Source organism: Corallococcus exiguus (assembly GCF_009909105.1).
Taxonomy (GTDB): domain Bacteria; phylum Myxococcota; class Myxococcia; order Myxococcales; family Myxococcaceae; genus Corallococcus; species Corallococcus exiguus.
In genome coordinates this window covers 414,005-435,065 of record NZ_JAAAPK010000009.1, presented here as the reverse complement: position 1 = coordinate 435,065, position 21,061 = coordinate 414,005, and the positions used below count along the sequence as shown (strand labels likewise).

Annotated in this window: 18 protein-coding genes; 9 read left to right on the top strand and 9 right to left on the bottom strand. The window is 70.5% G+C overall.

Translation table 11 applies throughout. The annotated features are described in order from the left end of the window. Window positions 1-98: 98 nt before the first annotated feature. Window positions 99-1,586 (top strand): phytoene desaturase family protein, encoded by a 1,488-nt coding sequence (locus GTZ93_RS30620; RefSeq protein WP_139919583.1) that lies wholly within the window; start codon window positions 99-101, stop codon window positions 1,584-1,586. A gap of 113 nt (window positions 1,587-1,699) precedes the next feature. After that, entirely contained in the window at window positions 1,700-1,957 is a 258-nt protein-coding gene (locus GTZ93_RS30615) for a hypothetical protein (protein ID WP_139919584.1), read from the top strand. Window positions 1,958-2,001: 44 nt separating this feature from the next. Here the strand turns inward: GTZ93_RS30615 and eutB are convergent, their stop codons facing one another. From eutB to GTZ93_RS30585, 6 genes are all read right to left on the bottom strand, one after another. After that, on the bottom strand, window positions 2,002-4,239 hold the full coding sequence (gene eutB, locus GTZ93_RS30610; protein ID WP_139919585.1) for an ethanolamine ammonia-lyase subunit EutB: 2,238 nt from the start codon (window positions 4,237-4,239) through the stop codon (window positions 2,002-2,004). A 124-nt stretch (window positions 4,240-4,363) separates the two neighbouring features. Next, window positions 4,364-5,758: a hypothetical protein gene (locus GTZ93_RS30605; RefSeq protein WP_139919586.1), complete on the bottom strand. Its 1,395-nt coding sequence runs from the start codon at window positions 5,756-5,758 to the stop codon at window positions 4,364-4,366. A gap of 44 nt (window positions 5,759-5,802) precedes the next feature. Next, the gene (locus GTZ93_RS30600) at window positions 5,803-6,957 is read right to left on the bottom strand and encodes a dienelactone hydrolase family protein (protein WP_139919587.1); all 1,155 of its coding nucleotides are present in this window, start codon (window positions 6,955-6,957) and stop codon (window positions 5,803-5,805) included. After that, window positions 6,954-8,912 (bottom strand): hybrid sensor histidine kinase/response regulator, encoded by a 1,959-nt coding sequence (locus tag GTZ93_RS30595; protein ID WP_139919588.1) that lies wholly within the window; start codon window positions 8,910-8,912, stop codon window positions 6,954-6,956. Before GTZ93_RS30595 ends, GTZ93_RS30600 begins: the two co-directional genes overlap by 4 nt. 77 nt (window positions 8,913-8,989) lie before the next feature. Continuing rightward, window positions 8,990-9,919 carry a TIGR02757 family protein gene (locus tag GTZ93_RS30590; RefSeq protein WP_180946097.1) on the bottom strand — a complete coding sequence of 310 codons (930 nt, stop codon included), beginning with the start codon at window positions 9,917-9,919 and terminating at the stop codon, window positions 8,990-8,992. Between the two features lie 13 nt (window positions 9,920-9,932). Beyond that, entirely contained in the window at window positions 9,933-10,400 is a 468-nt protein-coding gene (locus GTZ93_RS30585) for a MogA/MoaB family molybdenum cofactor biosynthesis protein (protein WP_120594536.1), read from the bottom strand. A gap of 42 nt (window positions 10,401-10,442) precedes the next feature. Between GTZ93_RS30585 and GTZ93_RS43000 the strand changes: the two genes are divergently transcribed. Beyond that, window positions 10,443-10,625: a hypothetical protein gene (locus tag GTZ93_RS43000; protein ID WP_180946098.1), complete on the top strand. Its 183-nt coding sequence runs from the start codon at window positions 10,443-10,445 to the stop codon at window positions 10,623-10,625. Between the two features lie 11 nt (window positions 10,626-10,636). On the opposite strand, the gene GTZ93_RS30580 is transcribed toward GTZ93_RS43000, so the two are convergent. Further along, a complete protein-coding gene (locus tag GTZ93_RS30580; protein WP_120579317.1) occupies window positions 10,637-10,951 on the bottom strand; it encodes a Rieske (2Fe-2S) protein in 315 nt (104 codons plus the stop codon). Between the two features lie 66 nt (window positions 10,952-11,017). On the opposite strand from GTZ93_RS30580, the gene polX reads away from it, so the two are divergent. From polX to mrtX, 3 genes are read left to right on the top strand one after another with little or no spacing between them, the layout of a single operon-like run. Then, window positions 11,018-12,778 (top strand): DNA polymerase/3'-5' exonuclease PolX, encoded by a 1,761-nt coding sequence (gene polX, locus GTZ93_RS30575; protein ID WP_120579318.1) that lies wholly within the window; start codon window positions 11,018-11,020, stop codon window positions 12,776-12,778. A gap of 19 nt (window positions 12,779-12,797) precedes the next feature. Continuing rightward, entirely contained in the window at window positions 12,798-13,403 is a 606-nt protein-coding gene (locus tag GTZ93_RS30570) for an MXAN_2756 family trypsin-like serine endoprotease (protein WP_120579319.1), read from the top strand. Further along, the gene (gene mrtX, locus GTZ93_RS30565) at window positions 13,400-14,125 is read left to right on the top strand and encodes a myxosortase MrtX (protein ID WP_121751657.1); all 726 of its coding nucleotides are present in this window, start codon (window positions 13,400-13,402) and stop codon (window positions 14,123-14,125) included. The genes GTZ93_RS30570 and mrtX overlap by 4 nt, the downstream gene beginning before the upstream one ends. A 9-nt stretch (window positions 14,126-14,134) precedes the next feature. Here mrtX and GTZ93_RS30560 read toward each other — a convergent pair whose 3' ends face one another. Continuing rightward, complete coding sequence (locus GTZ93_RS30560; RefSeq protein ID WP_139919590.1) at window positions 14,135-14,968, bottom strand: class II glutamine amidotransferase; 834 nt, start codon at window positions 14,966-14,968, stop codon at window positions 14,135-14,137. 214 nt (window positions 14,969-15,182) lie between these two features. Between GTZ93_RS30560 and dnaK the strand changes: the two genes are divergently transcribed. The 3 genes from dnaK (at window position 15,183) to GTZ93_RS30545 (ending at window position 19,859) form a co-directional block, all read left to right on the top strand. Then, entirely contained in the window at window positions 15,183-16,790 is a 1,608-nt protein-coding gene (gene dnaK / locus GTZ93_RS30555) for a molecular chaperone DnaK (protein ID WP_121776044.1), read from the top strand. An 807-nt stretch (window positions 16,791-17,597) separates the two neighbouring features. Beyond that, window positions 17,598-19,073, top strand: coding sequence for a DnaJ domain-containing protein (locus GTZ93_RS42995; protein WP_315967370.1), 1,476 nt, complete (start codon window positions 17,598-17,600; stop codon window positions 19,071-19,073). A 21-nt stretch (window positions 19,074-19,094) separates the two neighbouring features. Continuing rightward, a complete protein-coding gene (locus GTZ93_RS30545; RefSeq protein ID WP_121753314.1) occupies window positions 19,095-19,859 on the top strand; it encodes a CvpA family protein in 765 nt (254 codons plus the stop codon). Here GTZ93_RS30545 and clpX read toward each other — a convergent pair. Further along, window positions 19,849-20,925, bottom strand: coding sequence for an ATP-dependent Clp protease ATP-binding subunit ClpX (gene clpX, locus GTZ93_RS30540; RefSeq protein ID WP_121780835.1), 1,077 nt, complete (start codon window positions 20,923-20,925; stop codon window positions 19,849-19,851). The genes GTZ93_RS30545 and clpX overlap by 11 nt on opposite strands. Window positions 20,926-21,061 lie beyond the last annotated feature (136 nt).

The following is a 21,061-nucleotide window of genomic DNA, read 5'->3' as shown; positions in this document are numbered from 1 at the left end:
GGAAACTCCCGTCGCGCCTGGCCATGTGCGCGATACCGGCACCGGAAGGAGCGGGTCTCCCCCGGCCCGCTCCCGGTGCCGGTCCTTTTACCCGAGCAATGGCGGACACCTGGTACGACGCGGTGGTGGTGGGTGCGGGCTTCGGTGGCCTGGGCACGGCGCTGGAGTTGTGCCGCCGGGGCGCCCGGGTGGCGCTGTGCGAAGGGCTCAACTACCCGGGCGGCTGCGCGAGCACCTTCCGGCGCGGTGGCTACGCCTTCGAGTCCGGCGCCACGCTGTTCTCCGGCTTCGGTGAGCATCAGCTCTTCGGCCGGTGGATCCGCGAGCACGCGCTGGACGTGACGGTGGACTGGTTGGATCCCCTGGTGGAGCTGCGAACCCCGGGGATGCGGCTGCCAGTGCAGCGGGACCGGGAGCGGCTCATCGCCGCGTTCTGCGCGCTGCCCGGAGCCCCCGTGCGGGGCGTGCGGCGGTTCTTCGAACTACAGGCCCAGGTGGCCGGTGCGCTGTGGCCGCTGTTCGATGACCCGGACCTGTTGCCGCCGTTGAACCTGAAGACGCTGATGCGGCACGCGGGGCGCGCGTGGTCCTACGCGCCGCTGGCGCGGTGGCTGGGCCGTCCGCTGGGCGCGGTGCTCGCGCATCACGGGCTGGAGGGCTTCACGCCGCTGCGCACGTACCTGGACGCGCTCTGTCAGATCACCGTGCAGTGCCCCGCGGCGGAGGCGGAGGCGCCGTTCGCGTTCGCGGCGATGGACTACTACTGGCGCGGCACGGGGCACGTGCGGGGCGGCATCGGCCGGTTGGCGACGGCGCTGACGAAGGCCATCTCGGCCCAGGGCGGCGACGTGTTCATGGCGAACCGGGTGCTCTCGGTGACGCCGGTGGATGGAGGCTGTCGGGTGACGGCGCGCAGGGGTGAGCTGCTCGCCCGGCATGTGGTGGCCAACGTGCTGCCTCAAGGGCTGCGCACGCTGATGGAGGTTCCGGTGGGGAGGCTTCCCCGGGTGGATGCGCTCGCGGAGCGCGTGGACGACGGCTGGGGCGCGGCGATGCTCTACCTCGTCGTGCGGCCTCCCGAAGGTGACTCCGGCGGCGCGCATCACTTCGAATTGGTGCGCGACGAGCAAGCCCCCTTCATCGAAGGCAACCACCTCTTCGCCTCCGTGAGCGGGGCGGCGGACGAAGGGCGCGCACGGCCGGGGCAGCGCACGGTGACGGTGTCCACGCACGTGCCGTTGAAGAAGCTCGCGGGCATGACGCCGGAGGAGCAGGCGCCCTACTTCGCCGGACTCCATGCGCGGATGCGCGAGAACCTGGAGGCGCTGCTCCCGGAGTGGATGGCCAACGTGGTGCACGTCATGACGGCGTCGCCGCGCACGTTCCAGCGCTTCACGTCGCGCGAGGCCGGCGCGGTGGGCGGAGTTCCCCGTCGCGCGGGGTTGAACAACTACCGCGTGCTGGGACCCTTCCAGGCGCAGCGCGGCGTGTGGTTGGTGGGGGACTCCGTGTTCCCGGGCCAGAGCACCCTGGCCACCGCGGTGGGTGGCGTGCGCACCGCCGCGAGCATCGCCGCGCTGCGCTGACGCAATGTCTTACAATGCAACCCGTCATCCCCGTTTCCACTGAAATCCGCGACACCTTGTTTCACGCGCAGTGGCAGGCCGCATATGGTTTGCGTCCCCCTCAAGGAGGACACATGCGGTCATTCATTCTCGGTGGTGTGCTGGCGATGGCGGTGGGCTGTGGCGGTCCCATGGAGCAGGAGGCCGAGCCGAACCTTGCCTCGCAGGAAGCTCCCCTTCCGGACTGCTCCAACGAGCCGAACGCGAACCTGCACCGGTATTACAACGACGCCGCGCACACCCAGTTGATTGGTGAGTTTGGTTGCTACTGCGGCGGGCTCTACTACTGGGGCGGCCGGTCGGTCTACTCGGAGTACATCCAGGAGTGCTGAGCCGCTGACGTCAGCGGTCGCGTGACAAAGACAGACGCACGTACCTAGGCCACCCCTGACACCACGGGGGCGGTTGAAGTCCGCGTCTCCGCGAGGATCCGCGCCAGCTCCACGGCGGCGTCCTCCGGCCTGACGCTGGTGTCCGAGATGCCGGCGATGAGCCGGGTGCGGTCGTGATCCACCGCGCCCGGCTTCGCCCAGGTGTCCGCGTCCGGCGCCGTGAGGTACGCGGAGAAGGCGTGGTGCCCGGAGCCGGGGCGCTCGCCAATCACATGCACCAGGGCGCGCGGACGCGGGTCCCCTTCCGCGCCGAACAGCAACTGGCCCACCTGGTAGCCCGCGCGCACCCGGCCGTGCTTCACCACCAGCACCTCCGGCGCCACCCTCCAGCCCGTCGCCTCCAACTCCGAGCGCAGCCGCGCCAGGAACGGCGCCAGGTGCCCCTCGTCCATCAGCGAGCGCGGATCCAGCCCGTCCGAGATGACCACCTGCGCGTCGTACCGGCCCGCGTGCTGGTCGCGCAGCGCGCGCACCTTCGCCTCCGAGGCCTCGTCCAGAGACTCGCCGGACGGCGGGTGCAGGATGTAGTCGCGACGGTCCAGGGAGCGCGTCTTGAGCCACGCCGCGCGCGGGATGGACTCCACCGCCGCGTCGGACAGCTCCGACCACAACCCCACCTTGCCGTCGTCGTAGAGGCCGCGCACCTCCCGCTCCAGCGTGGGCTCCAGCGTCCAGGGCGCCTCGCCGTGCCCCACCGCCAGTGGCACGCCCCGGGCGCGCACCTCCGCCATCTTCACTTCCGCCTCCGCCCGCAGCTCCGCCTCCGGACGCGTGTCTCCCTTGGCCCGTCGGAAGTGCACGTAGACGTGGGCCGGGTCGCCGAAGTGCTTCGTGGGCCGGCCGTCCGCGTCGATGACGCCCAGGCGCTGGAAGAAGGCCCACATCCGGTCGTCCACCTTCAGGCCGTACCGCTCGCGAAGCCGCACGTGGTCCTGGAAGGACGTGGTGAGGTAGCTGAGCATCGGATCATTCCGCGTGGGCAGCGACATCATGTACGCGGGCCCTGCCTCCGCGAGTTGCTCCTGGCACCAACCCAGGTCATCCAGCGTGACGTCCATGTGCAGCGTGGAGCACACGTCCAGGCCCAGCGTGAGGCCGTGCAGCTTGCCCATCACGATGTCTTCCAGGCAGCAGCGCACCAACTGCTCGCGCGTGCGGAACACCTCCGGGCCAATGAAGCCCGCCACGTCGTTGACGTGCACCCACGGCGCCGCGTCCCGCCCCGTCCCCGCCTGCGCCAGGGCCACGCGGCGTTTGAGCGCTCGCGCGAAGCCGTACTTGCGCGATTCGTGGATGAGCATGTCCGTGCCGTGGTGGTGCCCGTTCGTCGCGTCCGCCCCCTGCCCCGTCTCGAAGTACAGGCCCCACTTGCCGGTGCGCGACGCCGCGTGCGCCACCATCTTCTCCAGCGTCACGTCGAAGGTGCGGTTGGCCGCTTCGTTTCCACCGAGGCTCTGGAACCAGATGCCCGTGGTGCCCGGCCGCATCGCCTCCACCTGCGCCTGCACGTCGATGTGCGAGAGCACGCAGTGGGGCATCACCTCCTCCAACCCGAACGTCACCAGCACGTCGTGCAGCGCGGACTCCACCGCGGCCACCGACGCCACGTCCGAGGACACGGGGTTGGTCCCCAGCACCACGTCACCCACCGCGAAGGACCACCCGTTGAGGACCTGCCAGCAGATGTCCTCCGGATGATCCGTGGGCGAGTTGGGCTGCAAGCGCGCACCCAGATAGCCCTTCGCGCCCACGCGGCTGCCCGGCAACGGATGGAAGATGCGCCCACCGACTGTCTTCAGCTCCGCGTCGTCCATCAGCTTCACGACGCACGCGATGACATCACTCGGCAGCCCGCCCAGGACGTCATGCACCTGGGGCTCCGGCGCGGTGAGCAGGAAGTCCTTGAGCTGGCCCAGCGTCCAATCCGCCACGCGCTTCCAGCGCGCCGCGTCCCACGCCTCCAGGTTGAAGACATACAGCCGGTCCTCGAACGGAGGATGCGCGTGCAGGTCGTCCAGCTGCGTGCGCGACAACAGGGTCCGTGCGTTGCGCCGCGAAGCCTCGTCCGCCGCCGCGACGCCGATGGCCTCGTCGCCTTCCTTGAACGCATTCGCCGCGCCCAGCACCTGCTGATACAGGCGCGCATCGAAGCCGCCGCGCAGGCGCTGCACGTAGTCGATGACATCTTCGTGGGGGAGGACGTCGGGGAGACAGACGCTCATGGGGCGAGAGCTTTAACCGGCGCCCCCACCGCGCCACCATCCTCCGAGGGCCGTGTCGCCTGCGTGACGCCCGGACGCCTGCCCTCCGCGATGCTTGGTGTTGCAATCGTTAGCGCGCTGAAGCTCACCCGCCGTTCTTGCCCGGGACGCATCCCGCCGCGGGCTTCCAGGTGAGCAGCGCGTCCACCCGCGCGTCCTGGACCTTCGACACTCCCTCTGGTGCGTCGACGCGATTGACGCCGGGCCCTCGCGTGAAGTCGAGCTCCCGGACCGGAACGGGCAATGCAGGGCAGCCATCCTGCAACGTGGCTTCGGCCTCGGTCATGAGCACGTTCGCGTGGTCCTCGCCGGGAGCCCATGAGTAGGGAAACCTGAAATCGCCAGACATGGGCTCCGCGCCCCCGGGAGGAAACCACTTCCAGCTCAAGGTCGTCTGCGCCGTGGATCCTCCGAAGACCCCACCGGCGATTCCGCCCTCGCTCCCTTCATCGGTCGCGGGCCACTCGACGCGGAGGCCCTTCGGCACCGGCACGCGCACGGCCTCCACCTGCACCCGGTCCTTCACCTCTGGATCCAGCAACAGCATCCACAGCAGTTCGCGGATCCGCTCCGGCGACACGCGCCCCACCCTCACACCGGACTGCCGCGCGGCGTCCGTTCCCGCCACGTCCACCTTGCCGTCGGACTTCAACGCCAGGTTGGAGCAGCTGCTCGAGCGGTACGTGGTCCCCGTCGCCAGGTGGTAGGCGTCGAGCTGATCACAGAACGCGTAATGCCCCCGTCTGCCCCGTATCACCAGCCAGCCGTCCGTCGGCGCTCGGATGCGTCCCAGTGGAAGCACGGGCAGAACGTGCCGCGCCCCCGGGCTGAGCGCCAGGCATGCTCGCCACGTCTTGTAGCGATGGAGGGATGGCTGCTTCCGGGCTTCCTTCATGCAGTCCGGGGGAGTGTGCGCATCCTCGTCGAACGTGCCGGGGCGGCGGTTCTCCGGACGGAAGGACTTCTCCGCCCGCGCGCGCCAGGCCTCGGTCTCCGCGCCGCAATCCCCCACCTTCATGGGACACAGCAGGGAAGCCAGCCGATGCTTCGGTGACGCCTCGCGCGACAGCACGTCGCGAACGTCCGGCGGAATCACGATGGTCTGCGCCCCTGGACCGCCCAGCTCCAGATGGGACGTGAAGTACGCCTTGCCCCCGTCGCGCCACCACGTCTTCAACGCGAGCGCGGGCGCGGGGCCCTCCTCGTTCTGGGTCAGCGCTTCCAGCCCCTCCTCTTCGCGGGCAATCTGGAAGCAACGGTGGCCCAGCAGGGACAGGATCCCGGTCTGTGCCGCCACCACCTCGCCGTCGTCCGCGAGCGCCTCCATCCGCGCGTCGAACGCGGTCAACTCCTCCCGCGCCGACTCCCAATCGGCGGAGTCCGGCGTACACGGGATGATTCGCTTCGCCTGCGAAGGCGCGGCCGCCAACAGCCAACCCAGCCCGAACGACACCATGAGGGACACGGACATGCCCGCCATGGCACCCGCTCCGGGGCTCGGGCGTCAAGTCGCGCGGCGGCGCACTACTCGCCGAGGAGGCCCGACCAGAAGCGCACCATCTTCAGCGCGTCCATCGCGCTGGCCTGCCGGTCCATCTCCGCGTGGGTGATGAGAGGCGTGGGCCGCAGGTGCACGCGCGTGTGCGGCTCCAGCGCGCGCGCCAGCAGCGTGGATTCAATGGCGGGGATGACGGAGTCGTCCATCCCGTGCAGCAGGTACACCGGCGCCAGGGGCGCGGGGGAACGCTCCGGCGACAGCGACGGGTCCCCGGCGAAGTCCTTCACGAAGGGCAGCAACCGGGCTCCCAGCGCGGCCACGTCACGAGTGTTCACCTGGTGCAGCAGCGTGGCGGCGGGCTCCGGCAACGTGGCCTCCATCGCGCGCGCCTCCGCGAACGCGGCCTCCGCCTGCTTCGAGTCCACGAGCGTCAGGTGCGACGCATGCATGAACTTCAGGACTCCCTCGCGCAGGGCCGCCACCTGCTCCGGCGGCACCAGCCGGTCCGCCACGTTCAGCAGGATGACCACCACGCCGTAGTCGTGCGGCTTGCGGTGCGTCCCGTCCGCCTGCACACCCGTGCACAGGAAGGACAGCACGCGTGACAGGTCGCCGTGTCCCCCGAAGGACAGCACCGCGGCCACCTTGTCGCGCAGCGCGGGCCGGCCCGCGGCAACGACGGACAGTCCTCCGGAGAAGCTGATGCCGAAGAGGTCCACCTTCCCCTCTGGCGCCAGCGATTCCTGCCCCAGCGCCCACAGCGCCGTCTCCTCGATGATGTCCGGCAGGCACGGCGTGATTTCGTAGCGCAGCAGGTCCGGGGGCTCCGGCGTGAGCACCGGATGTCCGCTCATCGCCAGGTTCTCCGCCAGGCTCACCAGCCGGGGCTCGTCGATGCCCGCGGCGTGCACGCCCGAGGTGAGCACGATGAGCCTGCCCTTGCGCCGGTCCGGACGGTAGAGCCGCGCGCGCACCCGCCCGTGGTGCGTGGGCACGCTCAGGTCCGCGACGGAAAAGGCCCGGGTGTCATAGCTGGCCAGGGCATCGGCCGCGGTGCCGTGGAGGCCCGCCGCGCGCAGCACGAAGGACAGCCCTCGCAGCTCGGGCGGCAGCAGGAAGACGACCGCGAGCAACAGGGCCGCGAGCACGGCCCCCAGCGTCCAGCGAGTCCGGTGCTTCATTGCATCAGCGTTTCGACGAAGGTGCACAGCTGGTCGCGCTCGAAGGGCTTCTCCAGCAACTCTCTCGCGCGGCGGCCCACGAACTCGCGGGCCAGCGGGTTCACCCCGCCCGTCATCAGGCCGGTGCGCGGCGCCAGCTCCGGCGCCAGCCGCTCCAGCTCCACGAGGAAGTCCATGCCGCTCATGCCCGGCATCATCAGGTCGCAGATGATGGCGTCGAACTTCTCGCCGTGCGACAGACGCTTCAGGGCCTCGCGTGCGTCCTGGATGACGTGCACCTCGTAGAGGTTGCGCAAGAGGCGGCTCACCGCGCTGCCCACCGCGGGCTCGTCGTCGATGAGCAGCAACCGGCGCAGGTCTCGCGTCGTGCGCACCGACTGCGACGGGGGCGCCTCCGTCACGGCCGGGGTGGCCTGCGCGGGTTTGATCGCCTCGGGCGGCAACGTGAGCGCCGGCAGCTCCACGCGGAAGAGGCTGCCCTGCCCTTCTTCGCTGGCCACCTCGATGTGGCCGCCCATCGCGTGCACCAGCGTGAGGCAGATGGACAGGCCCAGGCCCGTGCCGCCCTTGGGCGAGCGCGTGGTGAAGAACGGGTCGAAGATGCGCTGGCGCACCTCCGCGGGCATCCCGTGCCCGTTGTCCTCCACCTCGATGAGCACGTGGCCCTCGCGGCCCGGACGCACGCGCAGCTTGATCAGGTTCTCCTCCGGAGCTCTATCGCCGAAGGCCTGGAGCGCGTTCGTCAGCAGGCCCGTGACGACCTGCGCCAGCCGGCCCTCGTTGCCATGTACCGCGGCCACCGGATCCAGATCGCACGCCATGCACGCGCGGTGCTGGAGGTCGTCGCGCATCAGCTTGACCGCGTTCTCCACCGCGCGCCGCACATCCACCGGCCCGTGCTGTTCCTCCTCCGTGCGCGAGAACGTCCGCAGGTCGCGCACGATGGAGCGCACCCTCCCCGCGCCCTCCAGCGCCTCCGCCACCACCTGCCGCAGCTCCTCCAGCTGCTCGGTCGGCACCGGAAGCACCGGCTGCGCGACGCGCTCCCAGAGGTAGGCCAGGTTGGAGGTCACGTAGGAGAGCGGGTTGTTGATTTCATGCGCGACGCCCGCGGCCAGCGTGCCCACGGACGTCATCCGCTCCGCCAGGCGCCGCTGCGTCTCCTGGCGGGAGCGCTCGGTGACGTCGCGCACCAGCCCCACGAGGAAGCGCTCGCCGTTGGGCAGCATGTACGCGGCCCGCTGCGTGAGCACCTCGTGCGAGCGGCCCTTGGCGTCGGTGAAGGAGCCCTCGTCCTCCACGGTCTGCCCGGTGGTGAAGGCACGCTCGTCCTGGCGCCATGACGCCTCCGCCTCGTGCGGTGGCACCTGCGCCGAGGAGACCGTGCCCCGCAGCGCTTCAGCGGATTGATCCAGCAGGCGGCAGTAGGCGCCGTTCACCGCCACGAGCCGGTGCTCACGGTCCTTGATGAACAGCGGCTCCGGCACCGCGTCCAGCGCGCCCTGGAACATGTCGCGCGCTCGCCGGAGCGCCTGCGCGTCCCCGTCCGCGGATCTGCGCCGCAGCGCCACGAGCCTCGCGCCCCAGCGCGTGCCGGGCGGCGCCACGCACTCGTCCGCGCCCGCGGCCACCAGCGCCTCCGCCTCCTCGCCCTCGCGCTTCGTCAGTACGACCAGCCATGTCCGCGTCGGCAGCCGCCGCGCGTGTGCCCACTGGCAGCGCGCCTTCACGGCCTCCAGCGGACCGCCGTGGTCCCAGAGAACGAGGAGTCCTTCGGGCAGCGGCTCCGGCGGGGACTCCACGCGGATCACTCGACATGCACGCCCCTCGGCCGTGGCGCAAAGGTCGCGCTCCACGTCCTGGGCCACCGGGGCTGGAACCGCCACCAGCATTGCGTGCACCGCGTCGCTCCTCGTGCCCCGCAGGATCAATTTTCCCGCGTCGCCCGACCGCATTGCAGCCTTGACCGCGCCAACCCGTCAACGCGGGGCCGCGCGGACTGCCCGTAGCCCATTTCCGGGTCGGGTGGGACTCAGAATTGCAGTGAACCGCGCGCGATGACTTGGGGGCCTACCTTGCAGGAAGGTAGGAGCGAACAACGCTCACAGTGCTGGGGCAGCGTCTTCGCCGGGCAGGCGCCACTCATTCCGTAGTGGCACAAAGCAAAGTCGTAGCGGACGGGGTCCTCGGGATCGAGCGCCCGCAGCGATGCCGTCACCTCCTCCGCCGTACGCCAGGTGAGGTCGGTGCGCTGCGTGAGGCCCAGGTGGAGCGCCATGCGTCCGATGTGCGTGTCCAGTGGGACCATCAGTGCTGACGCGGGCACCTGCTTCCAGATGCCGAAGTCCACCGCGTCAGGTCCGCGCACCATCCACCGGAGGTACAGGTTGAGGCGCTTCGCCGCGCCCGGCCCCAGCGGAGAGGGAAGCAGGTGATGCAGCCCCTTCTCTGGTCCCATGGCCTTGCGGAGCGCACCCATGGGCACGTCCCGCAGCGCGGCGGTGAAGGCTGAAATCGCCCCGTGCAGCGTGCCGCTCGATTGGAAGCCCCGTACGAACAGGGCCTCCAGGCTGCCGTGCTCGCGCAGCGCGTGGCCCATGCCCAGCAGCAGCACCGCGAGGTCGGTGCCCACGTTGAAGCGGTACACGAAGCCCGTGAGCAGCGCCTTCGCGCCCTTCACGTCCAGCGCGCGCACGAAGGCCGCGGGTGACGGCCCCATCTGCTTCAGGAGCGCGTCCACCTTCGGGCGGAAGAGGTCCGCGCGCCCGTAGGCCAGCGCCGCCGCGAGCAGCGCGCTGACCTCCACGTCGCGTGGATCCATGTAGCGGTGGGGAAACTCCACCGGGTCGAACCCGATGCGCGCCTTCTGGTCCGTCGATGCCAGGAAGGCATCCAGGCGGGGACGCAGGAGGTCGGCCGCCTGGGTGCTCAAGCCGGTGTGCGCGACACGGCGCTTCTTCATCACGCGTCCAGTCCTAACGCGTGAGCTCGCGCACAGCGTGGCCCAGCTCCGGGAGGATGAGCGCATCCAGTGCCAGCCGCACCGCCTGCGGCGAGCCCGGCAGCGCGAAGAGGATCATCCCCTGGTACGTGCCCGCCGTGGCGCGCGACATCATCGCGGGGCTGCCGATGCGCTGGAACGACAGCATCCGGAACAGCTCACCGAAGCCGGGCAGCTCTTTTTCGAAGAGCGCGCGCAGCGTCTCCACCGTGCAGTCGCGCCGGCCAATGCCCGTGCCTCCCGTGAAGAGCACCGCGCGGGCCCCCGCCGCCTGCGCCTGCGCGAGAGCGCCCCGGATGGCCTCCGGATCATCCTTCACCACCGTGTGCCCGGCGACGGTGTGCCCCGCGGCGGCCAGGCCCTCGCGCAGGTCCTTCCCGCTGCCGTCGTGCGCTTCGTCCCGGCTGTCCGAGCACGTCACCACGTACGCGCTGACATGCACCGGCGCGCGCGACTTGTGCTCCGCCGCCACCGGGGAGCCCTCGTGCGAGTGCCCGTGGTCGTGCGAGTGGCCGTGGTCGTGCGAATGACCGTGCCCATGGTCGTGGTCGTGGTCGTGCGAATGACCGTGGCCGTGGTCATGCGAATGACCGTGGGGGTGGTGATGGCCATGACCGTGGTCATGGTCGTGATCGTGTCCGTCGTGTCCCATGGTGGACGCTCCTGAAGAGGGAAGGCTCAAACGTCGGGCAGGTCGACGACGAGCGTTCCGTCCTCGACCGTGAGCTGCACCGTCGGCTGGTCATCACAGACGCCGGGCGAAGTCGCGTTCTTTCCCGAGTCCATGTCGAAGCCGACCTCATGGCAGGGGCACACGACCATGTTGTCCTCGATGCGTCCGCCCGACAGCAGACATCCGGCGTGGTTGCACCAGTCATCAAGGCCCTTGTAACGGCCCTGGATCTTCGCGATGCAGACGTTGCGCTTGCCGATTTCGTAGCCCCGCATCTCCCTCTCGGCGAAGTCCGCGGGGCCCAGCTTGATCTTCGTCATTGCGTTCCTTTTCCCACAACCCGTCCGGGCCTGCACCCCCGTTCCCCCGGCATTAATTTCCCGACCGTGACTCCTGACGTGACACCCTCCATCGCCGTGCTCACCGACAAGGCGGCCGTTGCCCAGCTCCTCCGGGACATGTCCCTCCTGCTCCAGCTCCAGGGGCAGAGCGGCTTCCGCGTCCGCGCCTACGACATCGGCGCGGACCGCATCGCGAACCTGCCGCAGGACCTGGGCGCCATCGTCACCGAGGGCCGCCTGCAGGAGCTCCAGGGCATCGGCCCGGGGCTCGCCGAAAAGCTCACCGAGCTGGTGACGACCGGCCGCATGACGGCGTTCGAGGAGCTGAAGGCCCAGTTCCCCGCCGGCCTGCTGGAGCTGATGAAGCTGCCGGACGTGGGTCCGAAGAAGGTGGCGGCCCTGTGGAGCACGCTCCAGGTGGGCAGCATCGAGGACCTGGAGCTCGCCTGCCGCGACGGCCGCGTGCGCGCGCTCAAGGGCTTTGGCGCCAAGAGCGAGGCGAAGCTCCTGGACGGCATCGCCGTGTACCGGCGCGCTCGCGGCGAAAGAAAGCTGCTGGGTGACGCGCTCCCCATCGCGGAGGGCCTGCTGGAGCGGATCCGCCAGGCCCCAGGCGTGGTGCGAGCAAGCCTGGGCGGCAGCGTGCGCCGTCGCGCGGAGACGGTGTCCGACGTGGACCTTATCGCCTCCGCGAAGGAAGCAGGGCCGGTGCTGGACGCGCTCGCGAACGCGCCGGGCGTGGCCACGGTGATTGGCAAGGGCGAAAGCAAGTGCTCCGTGCGCATGGTGCAGGGCGACCTCCAGGTGGACCTGCGCGTGCTGCCGGACGAGGACTTCGCCACCGCGCTGCACCACTTCACCGGCTCCAAGGCGCACCACATCCGGCTGCGTAACCTGGGCCACGAGAAGGGCCTCAAGATTTCCGAGTGGGGCGTGCACCGCGAGGACGGCACCAAGGTCCCCGTCCCCGACGAGGCGACGCTGTACCGGCTGCTGGACATGCAGGAGGTGCCGCCGGAGCTGCGCGAGGACAACGGCGAGGTGGAGGCCGCCAGGGCCGGGAAGCTGCCGGAGGACCTGGTGACCCTGGAGGACGTGCAGGGCGCGGTGCACGCGCACAGCACCTGGTCCGACGGCCGCAACACGCTGGAGGAGATGGCGCGCGCGGCCCAGGCCCTGGGGCTCAAGTACCTCACCATCACCGAGCACAGCGAGGCCGCCATCCACGCGGGCGGCCTCAAGGTGGACGACCTCAAGCGGCAGTGGGAGGAGATCGACCGCGTGAACGCGGCGGTGCCCGGCATGCGGCTGCTCAAGGGCATCGAGGTGGACATCCTGGAGTCGGGGGCCCTGGACTACGCGGACAGCGTGCTGGAGCAGCTGGAGGTCGTCATCGCGTCCATCCACGTGCGCCACTCCATGGACGAGGACCAGATGACGCGCCGGGTGCTGGCCGCGCTGGACAACCCGCACCTGCACATCCTGGGACACCCCACCGGGCGCCTCATCCAGAGCCGCGAGCCGTACGCGCTGCGCATGGAGGAGGTGCTGGAGCGCGCCCGCGAGCGCGGCGTCGCGGTGGAGATCAACGGCAAGCCGGCGCGTCTGGACATCAAGTCCGAATACGTGCGGCAGGCCGTGGGTCGCGGGGTGAAGCTGGTGGTGAGCTGCGACGCGCACCGTCAGGACGACCTGAAGAACCTGGCCTTCGCGGTGGCCACGGCGCGCCGGGGCTGGGCGAGGAAGAAGGACATCCTCAACACCCGGTCCGCGGAGAGCTTCCTCGCCGCCCTGCGGGAGCGCTGATAGGCTTCCGGGCGCGAAGATGTTCCGCCCGGTCCTCCCCGTCCTCCTCTGTCTCCTCCTGGCCCTGCCCTCGCGGGCCAGCGCGGAGGCCCGTCCGTCGCGCGCCGACCTCCAGCGCGTGCTGGAGCTGCACGCCCGCTCGTCCGTGCGCGTGCGCGGTCCCCAGAACGCGGGCCCCGGAATCATCGTGGGCGCGGACGGCCAGGTGCTCACCGCCGTGTCACTCGTGGGTCCCGACTCCGCCCAGGTGGTGCACGCGGGCAACGCGCTGATGGCGCGCGTGGTGCTCTCCAGCGCGGCGCTCCAGGTCGCGGTGGTCGCGGGCCCCCAGGGCACGTGGCCCGCGGCGCCGGTGCGGCTGGTGCCGGAGGGGCTCGCGGGCCGCTGGGTGGTGGGGGTCATGCCCGCGCGCAAGAAGGGCCAGCGGGACACGCCCAAGGCCGCGGTGGCGAAGGTCGCCCCCGCGCCGTTCTTCGACGTGGACCTGACGCTCGCGCCCGGCAGCCCGCTGTACGACGGGGACGGGCGGCTGGTGGGCCTCGTCGTCGAGCGCCGGGGCCGTGGTGTCCGCGCCCTGCCCCTGTCCGCGGTGAAGGCGGAGCTCGCCTCGGCGGACGTGCCATGAGCCGGCCTTCGGGGCCACCGTTCAAGGTGAGCGCGGTGCAGGAGGCGATGGGCCTCTGGGCGCTGGGCTTCCTGGGCATCATCGCGGCGTTCCTCATCGCCGGGGGCACCAGCGTGCCCAAGCTGGTGGCCACGGTGGGCTTCCTCTACCTGCCGCTCATCCCCATGCGCTGGCGCGACGAGGACTACCGCGACTACGGCCTCACCCTGCGCGCGTGGAAGCAGGACGTGCGGCTGTTCCTGGTGATGTGCGCCATCGTGGGGCCGCTGTTCTTCGCGGGCTTCGCCGCCTTCGTGCAGGTGGTGCCGCACCTGCCGCCCGAGCTCGCGCGCCACCTGACGCCCATCATCGGCGAAGGCCACTTCCAGCCGCGCCTGCCCCCGCGCTTCGGCGAGTGGGTGATTGATCAACTCTTCGTCGTGGCCCTGCCGGAGGAGTTCTTCTACCGGGGCTACATCCAGGCCCGCCTGCGCGACGCCTGGCCCCAGGGGCGCGTGGTGCTGGGCGCTCGGCTGGGGCGCGCCTTCTGGGTGACGGCGCTCCTCTTCGCGCTGGGCCACCTGGCCATCTTCCAGACGTGGCGGCTGGCGGTGTTCTTCCCCGCCCTCCTCTTCGGCTGGATGCGCGAGCGAACCGGCACCCTCGTCGGCTGCTCGCTCTTCCACGCCGCCTGCAACCTCTACGTGCGCTTCCTGGAGGTCTCCTTCTTCGGCGGTCCGTAGCGGCCTTCCTCAGCCCGGCGGCAGGTGCTGGACCTGGAGGTCCGCGCCCACCGTCAGCGTCGTGCCCTGAGGCAGCTCCACCCAGCCCTGCGTGCGCGTCACGTGGCTGGCCACCACCACCGTGCGGCGGCGGCGGTGCGCGCCCACCTCCGGATGCGTCTCCGGAGTCGTGGGAGTCACGCCGCAGTGAGCGCACTCCGCGCTGCCCTCCAGGCGCGTGTAGTACAGCGGGGCCTCGCCCCGGCGGGTGGCGGCCAGCACTGCGCCATTGGTGGCAACCATGTTGAGCGGGGGCATGCGCCGCTGCCCGGCCTGAACGAACGCGGCCTCCACCTCGCGTACCGTGTCGCGCAGCACGCGGCCGGCCACGGCAGGCTCCAGGCGCGGATCATCCGTGCGCCCCAGCCCACGCAGGTGCGTGAGGAAGAGGACGAAGAGGACCTCGCTGTCGGTGGGGCCGCGCACCAGCCGCTGGAGGTGCTCCGGCACGCGAGACAGCAGCAAGGCACGCAGGGGCTCGAAGTCTGGCACTGGGCCCTGGTGGGCGAACAACCAGTGGCGGGCCCGGAAGGGCTGGGTGTTGTCCTCGGGCGACAGGCCCAGCGGCAGCCGGTTCGAGTGGAAGAGCACCGCCTCCGATTCGTGTGGCGGCCCCAGGTCGTCCAGCGTGAGGTCCCGGTCCGGCGCCAGGCGGCGCAGCAGGACCTCCTCCTGGGCATAGGAGCCCACCCCCAGGGCATTGGCGCGGGCTTCCGGGTGGAGGACGACCTGCCCGCTCAGCCGGTGCAGCTCACACCGGAGGAGGTTGGGGTCCGACGACAGGGCGGCGAGGATGGCGGACATGGTGACTTCCCCCCTTCACCCCTAGAAATAAGGTCCATGGGACCCCGGTTCAGCGCCGCGAACCCGCTCCCCTGCTCTGGCGCTAAGCCCTTGAAATGGCTGGCATTTGATCAGGCATTGAATTGACACCCCAGTGCGTGGAGCCTAACCTCCGTGCGCTTCCCGACAGCCCTCTCCCAGAGGAATTGGGGTGCAGGTCTTCACCGGAGACGGAATGGCGGACGACATCGCAATCGGCATCGACCTGGGCACGTCGTACTCATGCGTGTCGGTCGTCCATGAAGGCCAGCCCACGGTCATCCCCAACGAGTGGGGCGAGACGACGCATGCCTCGTGCGTGTCCTTCCTGGAGGAAGGGTCCGTGCTGGTAGGCAACGCGGCGAAGAAGAACATCATCACCAGCCCCGAGAACACGGTGTACTCGGCCAAGCGCCTCATCGGCCGCTACTACTTCTCCGACGAGGTGAAGAAGGCGCAGGCGGTGATGCCCTACCGCATCGTCGAGGGCGACAACAACTCGGTGCGCATCGGCGTGCGGGAGCGCAGCTATTCGCTGCCGGAGATCTCCGCGCTGGTGCTCAAGGAGATGAAGGCCGTCGCGGAGACGTATCTGGGCCGCGAGGTTCACAAGGCGGTCATCACCGTCCCCGCCTACTTCAACGACAACCAGCGCCAGGCGACGAAGGACGCGGGCCGCATCGCGGGCCTGGAAGTGCTTCGCATCCTCAACGAGCCCACGGCGGCGGCGCTGGCGTATGGCTTTGGCCGGGACGTCAACCAGCGCGTCGTCGTCTACGACCTGGGCGGCGGCACGTTCGACGTGTCCATCCTGGAGATTGGCAAGGACGTCTTCGAGGTGCTGGCCACGGCCGGTGACACGTACCTGGGCGGCGACGACTTCGACGACCGCATCATGACGTGGATGGCGGACGACTTCCTCAACCGCACGCGCCTGGACCTGCGGCAGAACAAGTACTGCCTGCAGATGCTGAAGGACGCGGCGGAGAAGGCGAAGATCGACGTGGGCCAGTTCGGCACCGCGGACATCCTCTGCTCGGGCATCTGCCAGGACGCCAACGGCAACGTGATGGACCTGCGCAACACGCTCAACCAGGACCAGTTCAACCGGATGGTGATGGACCTGGTGCAGCGCACGTTCAAGGTCTGCGATGAAGCGCTGCAGAGCGCGCGGTTGACGGCGGCGGACATCGACGCGGTCATCCTGGTGGGCGGGCCCACGCGGCTGCCCATCATCCGCAACTCGGTGAAGCACTACTTCCAGCGGGAGCCGATGGAGGGCATCAACCCGGATCAGGTCGTGGCCATGGGCGCCGCGCTCCAGTCGCATGCGCTGCTGGACAGCAAGACGGAGACGTTCCTGGTGGACGTCACGCCGCTGACGCTGCGGATTGGAACCGTGGGTGGGTACACGGAGAAGATCATCGACAAGAACACGCCGGTGCCCATCGACCGGTCGAAGACCTTCACCACCAGCCGCGACGGGCAGGAGAAGGTGAAGATCCGCGTGTACCAGGGTGAGTCCAACCGCGCCGAGGAGTGCGAGATGCTGGGCGAGTTCGAGTTCTCGGGCTTCCGCATCGGGTATCGCGGCGAGGTGAAGATCGAAGTGACGTTCGAGATCAACACGGACGGTCTGGTGAACGTGTCCGCGTGTGACGTGGAGACGGGCCAGAAGACGTCCACGACGATCACGCTGTCGTCCGGCATGACGGAGGCGGACATCCAGCAGTCGATCCAGTCGAACCGCAACACGCGGCTCGCCGGCCACAACAGCAGCGACCTGCCCGCCGTGGCCAACTAGGCACCGCCGATGTCCGAGCCTTCCGATCCGAACTCAGGCGCGCCGCCAGGGCCCGCCGCCCCCCCGGCACCCGCGCGTCCAGCGACGCCCGCCCTGCCCCGGGTGACGGCCTCCATGCCCCCGGCCGTCCCGCCGGCGGCGCCCCGGCCTCCCACGGCGGCCCCGGTCGCCCGCGCCACGCCGCCCCCCGTCGCGCCCCCCCAGGCTCCAGCGGCGGCCCGGCCCGCGTCGGGTCAGGTGCCCGCGGTGCCTCCGGCGAAGCCCTCGTCGGGCCAGGTTCCTTCGGTGGCGCCTGCCGTGGGCGGCGTTCCGCCCGTGGCTCCGGCGACGGCTCGGCCCGCGTCGGGTCAGGTTCCATCCGTGGCTCCGGCGACGGCTCGGCCTGCGTCGGGTCAGGTTCCTTCGGTGGCGCCTGCCGTGGGCAGCGTTCCGCCCGTGGTTCCGGCGACGGCTCGGCCCGCGTCGGGTCAGGTTCCTTCAGTGGCGCCTGCCGTGGGCGGCGTTCCGCCCGTGGTTCCGGCGACAGCTCGGCCCGCGTCGGGTCAGGTTCCTTCCGTGGCGCCTGCCGTGGGCAGCGTTCCGCCCGTGGCTCCGGCGACGGCTCGGCCCGCATCGTCCAGTGGAGTTCCGTCCGTTTCTCCCTCGGGAGGAGCACCCACGACGGGGGCCCCTCCGCGTCCCACTCCCGCGGGCCTCGCGCCCATGGGGGCCGCTCCTCCTGGGACACCGCCGGGCATTGCCCCTGTGGGTGCCCCGGCCTCGGCACGGCCCACGGTGTCGGGGGTTCCGTCTGTTGGCGCCGCGTCCGTGCCGCCGGTGACGACCGCGCAGACCCGGCCCACCGCGACCGCGATTCCGGCCGTGGGCGCGGTGACCCCGCCTCAGGCTCCGGCGACTCCCGCCACGCCTCGCGCGACCGTGACCGCGATTCCGGCCGTGGGCGCGGTGACTGCTCCGCAGGCTCCGGCAACTCCCGTCGGTGCTCGCCCCACTGTCAGCGCGATTCCGGCCGTGGGCGCGGTGATTCCGCCCCAGGCGCCCGCCACGGCCCGGCCCACCACCACGACGCCGGCCGTGGGCGCGGTGACGCCTCCCGTGGCGCCCGCCACAGCCCGGCCCACCACCACGACGCCGGCCGTGGGCGCGGTGACGCCTCCCGTGGCTCCCGCGTCGACGCCTCGCATCGCACCGATCGGTCCGCCCACCGCGAGCGCTTCGCCCGCGATGCCCCCCGCCATGCCGCCGTCGGTGCCGAGCATCGCGTCCATGCCGACGCCGCCGCCCGTGGCTCGCGGGCCCTCGGCCGTGCCGACCATGCAGCCCCTGAGCCCGGTGATTCCGCCCGTGGCTCCCGCGGCCCGTCCGCCTTCGGTTCCCACCATCGCCCCTGCGGGTGCCCGGCCTCCGGCTCCTCCCGCCGCGCGCCCCATCCCCACCGTGGGTCCGGTGACGCCGCCGCCCGTCGCGGCCAGGCCTCCGGCTCCTCCCGCCGTCGCCGCCACACCGCCGCCGGTGCTCGCCGTCGGGCAGGTGGTCCCGCCCATCGCCCCGGCGACTCCCGCGCCGCCGCGCCCCGGCAACCGCCCCACCACGTCCCTGCCCGCGCTCGCGCCCGCCGGTTCTCCCCGTCCGCCGACGCCAGCGCCCGTGGCCCCGCCGCGTCCTCCCGCCGCCAGCACGCCTCCGCCGCCGCCCGCCGCCGCGGGGGGCCCGGCTCTCAGCCCGGAGCAGCTCGCGGACCTGGAGTCACGCTGCGCGAAGCTCGACCAGCTGGACTACTTCGAGCTGCTCGGCCTGGAGCGCACCGCCGTCCCCGGCGACATCAAGAAGGCCTTCTACAAAGAGAGCCGCGTCTACCACCCGGACCGCTTCTTCCATCTGGAGTCCAAGGCCCTCAAGGACCAGGTGAACGAGCTCTACAAGCGCGTCACCGAGGCCTATTACGTCCTGCGCGACGACACCAAGCGCAAGAAGTACCTCTCCGACATCGCCGGCCCGGACCGCGCTCAGAAACTGCGCTTCACCGACGCCTCCGAGTCTGAAACGAAGGCCGCCGCGAAGAAGGAGCAGGAAGAGCAGATCGGCACCCACCCCAAGGGCCGTCAGTTCTACACCCAGGCCCAGAAGGACCTGGAGTCCGGCAACCCTTCCGCCGCGGAGCGCAACCTCAAGATGGCGCTCACCTACGAGCCCGCCAACGCCCGCTACAAGGAAGCCCTCGCGGAAGCCCAGAAGCAGACCGCGGACAAGTCCAAGGGCGATTCCTCGTTCAAGATCCGCTAGCGGCCCCCAGGAGCCCACCCCATGGTCATCGACCTCATCCTCCTGGGCATGGTGCTGTTCTTCGGCATCCTCGGCGCCCTCTCTGGCGCCGCCCGGCAGGTGGCCAACTCCGTGGGGCTCGCGGCGGGCTACTTCGTCTCGCGCAAGCTCGCGCCCCTCGCCGGCCCCAAGCTCGCCGTAGCGCTGGGCTCACCGCTGCTCATCGGGACGCTCTTCGGCACGGTGCTCCTCTTCGTCGTCACGTGGCTCACCGTGCGCTACGCCCTGGGCGCGCTGCTGCTGCGCTTCCTCTCCGGCAGGGACTCCGACGAGCGCGGCCTGGACCGCACCCTGGGCTTCGTGCTCGGCGGAGGGAAGATGGCGGCCCTGTTCTGGGTCTGCCTGAGCGCGCTGACGTTCATGGAGCAGCACGTCGTCATCGCCGGCAAGCGCTGGGGCGTGGCCCCCAAGGACTCCGTCGCCTTCGACATGTCCCGCCGCTTCAACCTCTTCGAGCTGACCCAGTTCGCCCCGCTGGAGGACCTGGTCCAGGTGGCCCAGGCCGCGCACGACCCCGCCAAGGCGAAGAAGCTCCAGGAGGATCCGGCCTACAAGGCGCTGCGCAAGGACCCGCGCTTCCAGCTCGCGCTGTCGCACCGGGACCTGCAGGACGCGCTGGAGCGCGGCGACACGCGGGCCCTGTTGCGCAACGACGTGGTGCTCCAGCTCATCCAGGATCCGCAGGCGGCGGCCCGGCTGGGCGCCGCCGCCCGGGCCTCCGAGAAGCCAACGCCCGCTAAGCGTTGAGCTCCACGTCGTCCAGCGCCGCGAGCCGCGCCTTCACGAACTCCGCGTCCACCGTCACGTGGCGGTGCTTGCGCTCCGGCGCCTCGAACATGATGTCCGACATCACGTGCTCCAGGATGGAGCGCAGGCCGCGAGCTCCCAGCCCGCGCGACATGGAATAGCGCACCACCTCCCGCAGGCCACTCTCCGGGAACTCCAGCTCAATCTCATCCAGCGCCAGCAGCTCCTTGAACTCGCGGGTGATGGCATCCGGAGGCTCGGTGAGCACGCGCAGCAGGTCGGACTCGCCCAGCCGCTCCAGCTGCACCATCACCGGCATGCGGCCCAGGAACTCCGCCATCATCCCGAAGTCCACCAGCTGCTTGGTGGAGATGCGCTTCTCCTTGCGCTTCGCCCCGAGCGCATCCGCGCCAAAGCCCATGGCGCGGCCCCCCTCGTCGCCGAAGTCGTGCAGGTCGCTGAACGTGCCCGCGCAGATGAAGAGGATGTCGCGCGTGTCCACCTGCACGAAGTCACTCTTGTTCCACGCCTGCGTGACATTCATGGGCACGTGCACCTCGCGCCCTTCCAGCAGCTTCAGGAGCGACTGCTGCACGCCCTCACCGCCGATGTCGCGGCTGCCCGCGCCGTTGCGGGCGCCTTGCGTGCGGCGGGCAATCTTGTCCACCTCGTCGATGAAGATGATGCCCCGCTGGGTGTCCTCCACGGAGTGGTTCGCCTTGAAGAGCAGGTCGGACACCATCACCTCCACGTCCTTCCCGTAGTAGCCCGCCTCCGTGTACTCGGTGGCGTCCACGGTGGTGAACGGGACCTGGAGGATCTCCGCCAGGTTGCGCGCGATGTGCGTCTTGCCGCTGCCCGTGGGGCCAATGAGCAGGATGTTGGACTTCTTGATGAGGGACTGCCGGCGCATCCGCCGCGCCTGGATGCGCTTGAGGTGGTTGTGCGCGGCGATGGCCACCGCTCGCTTCACGACGTCCTGGCCGATGACGTACCTATCCAGCCGCTCGAAGATCTCCCGCGGGGTCAGTGGCGCTGCCTCTTCCCTGCGTGCGGACGACTCCATGTACCCTCCCCTTCTCTCCACTCGACCTCCCTGCGCTGCCCAGGTGGAAGGGTAGGAATTGGATGCTGACCGGCCCACCGGGGCTAGAGCCCGGAATGGGGCCCCTGCCCGCCTGCTTGCCCTGGGAACAGGCGGC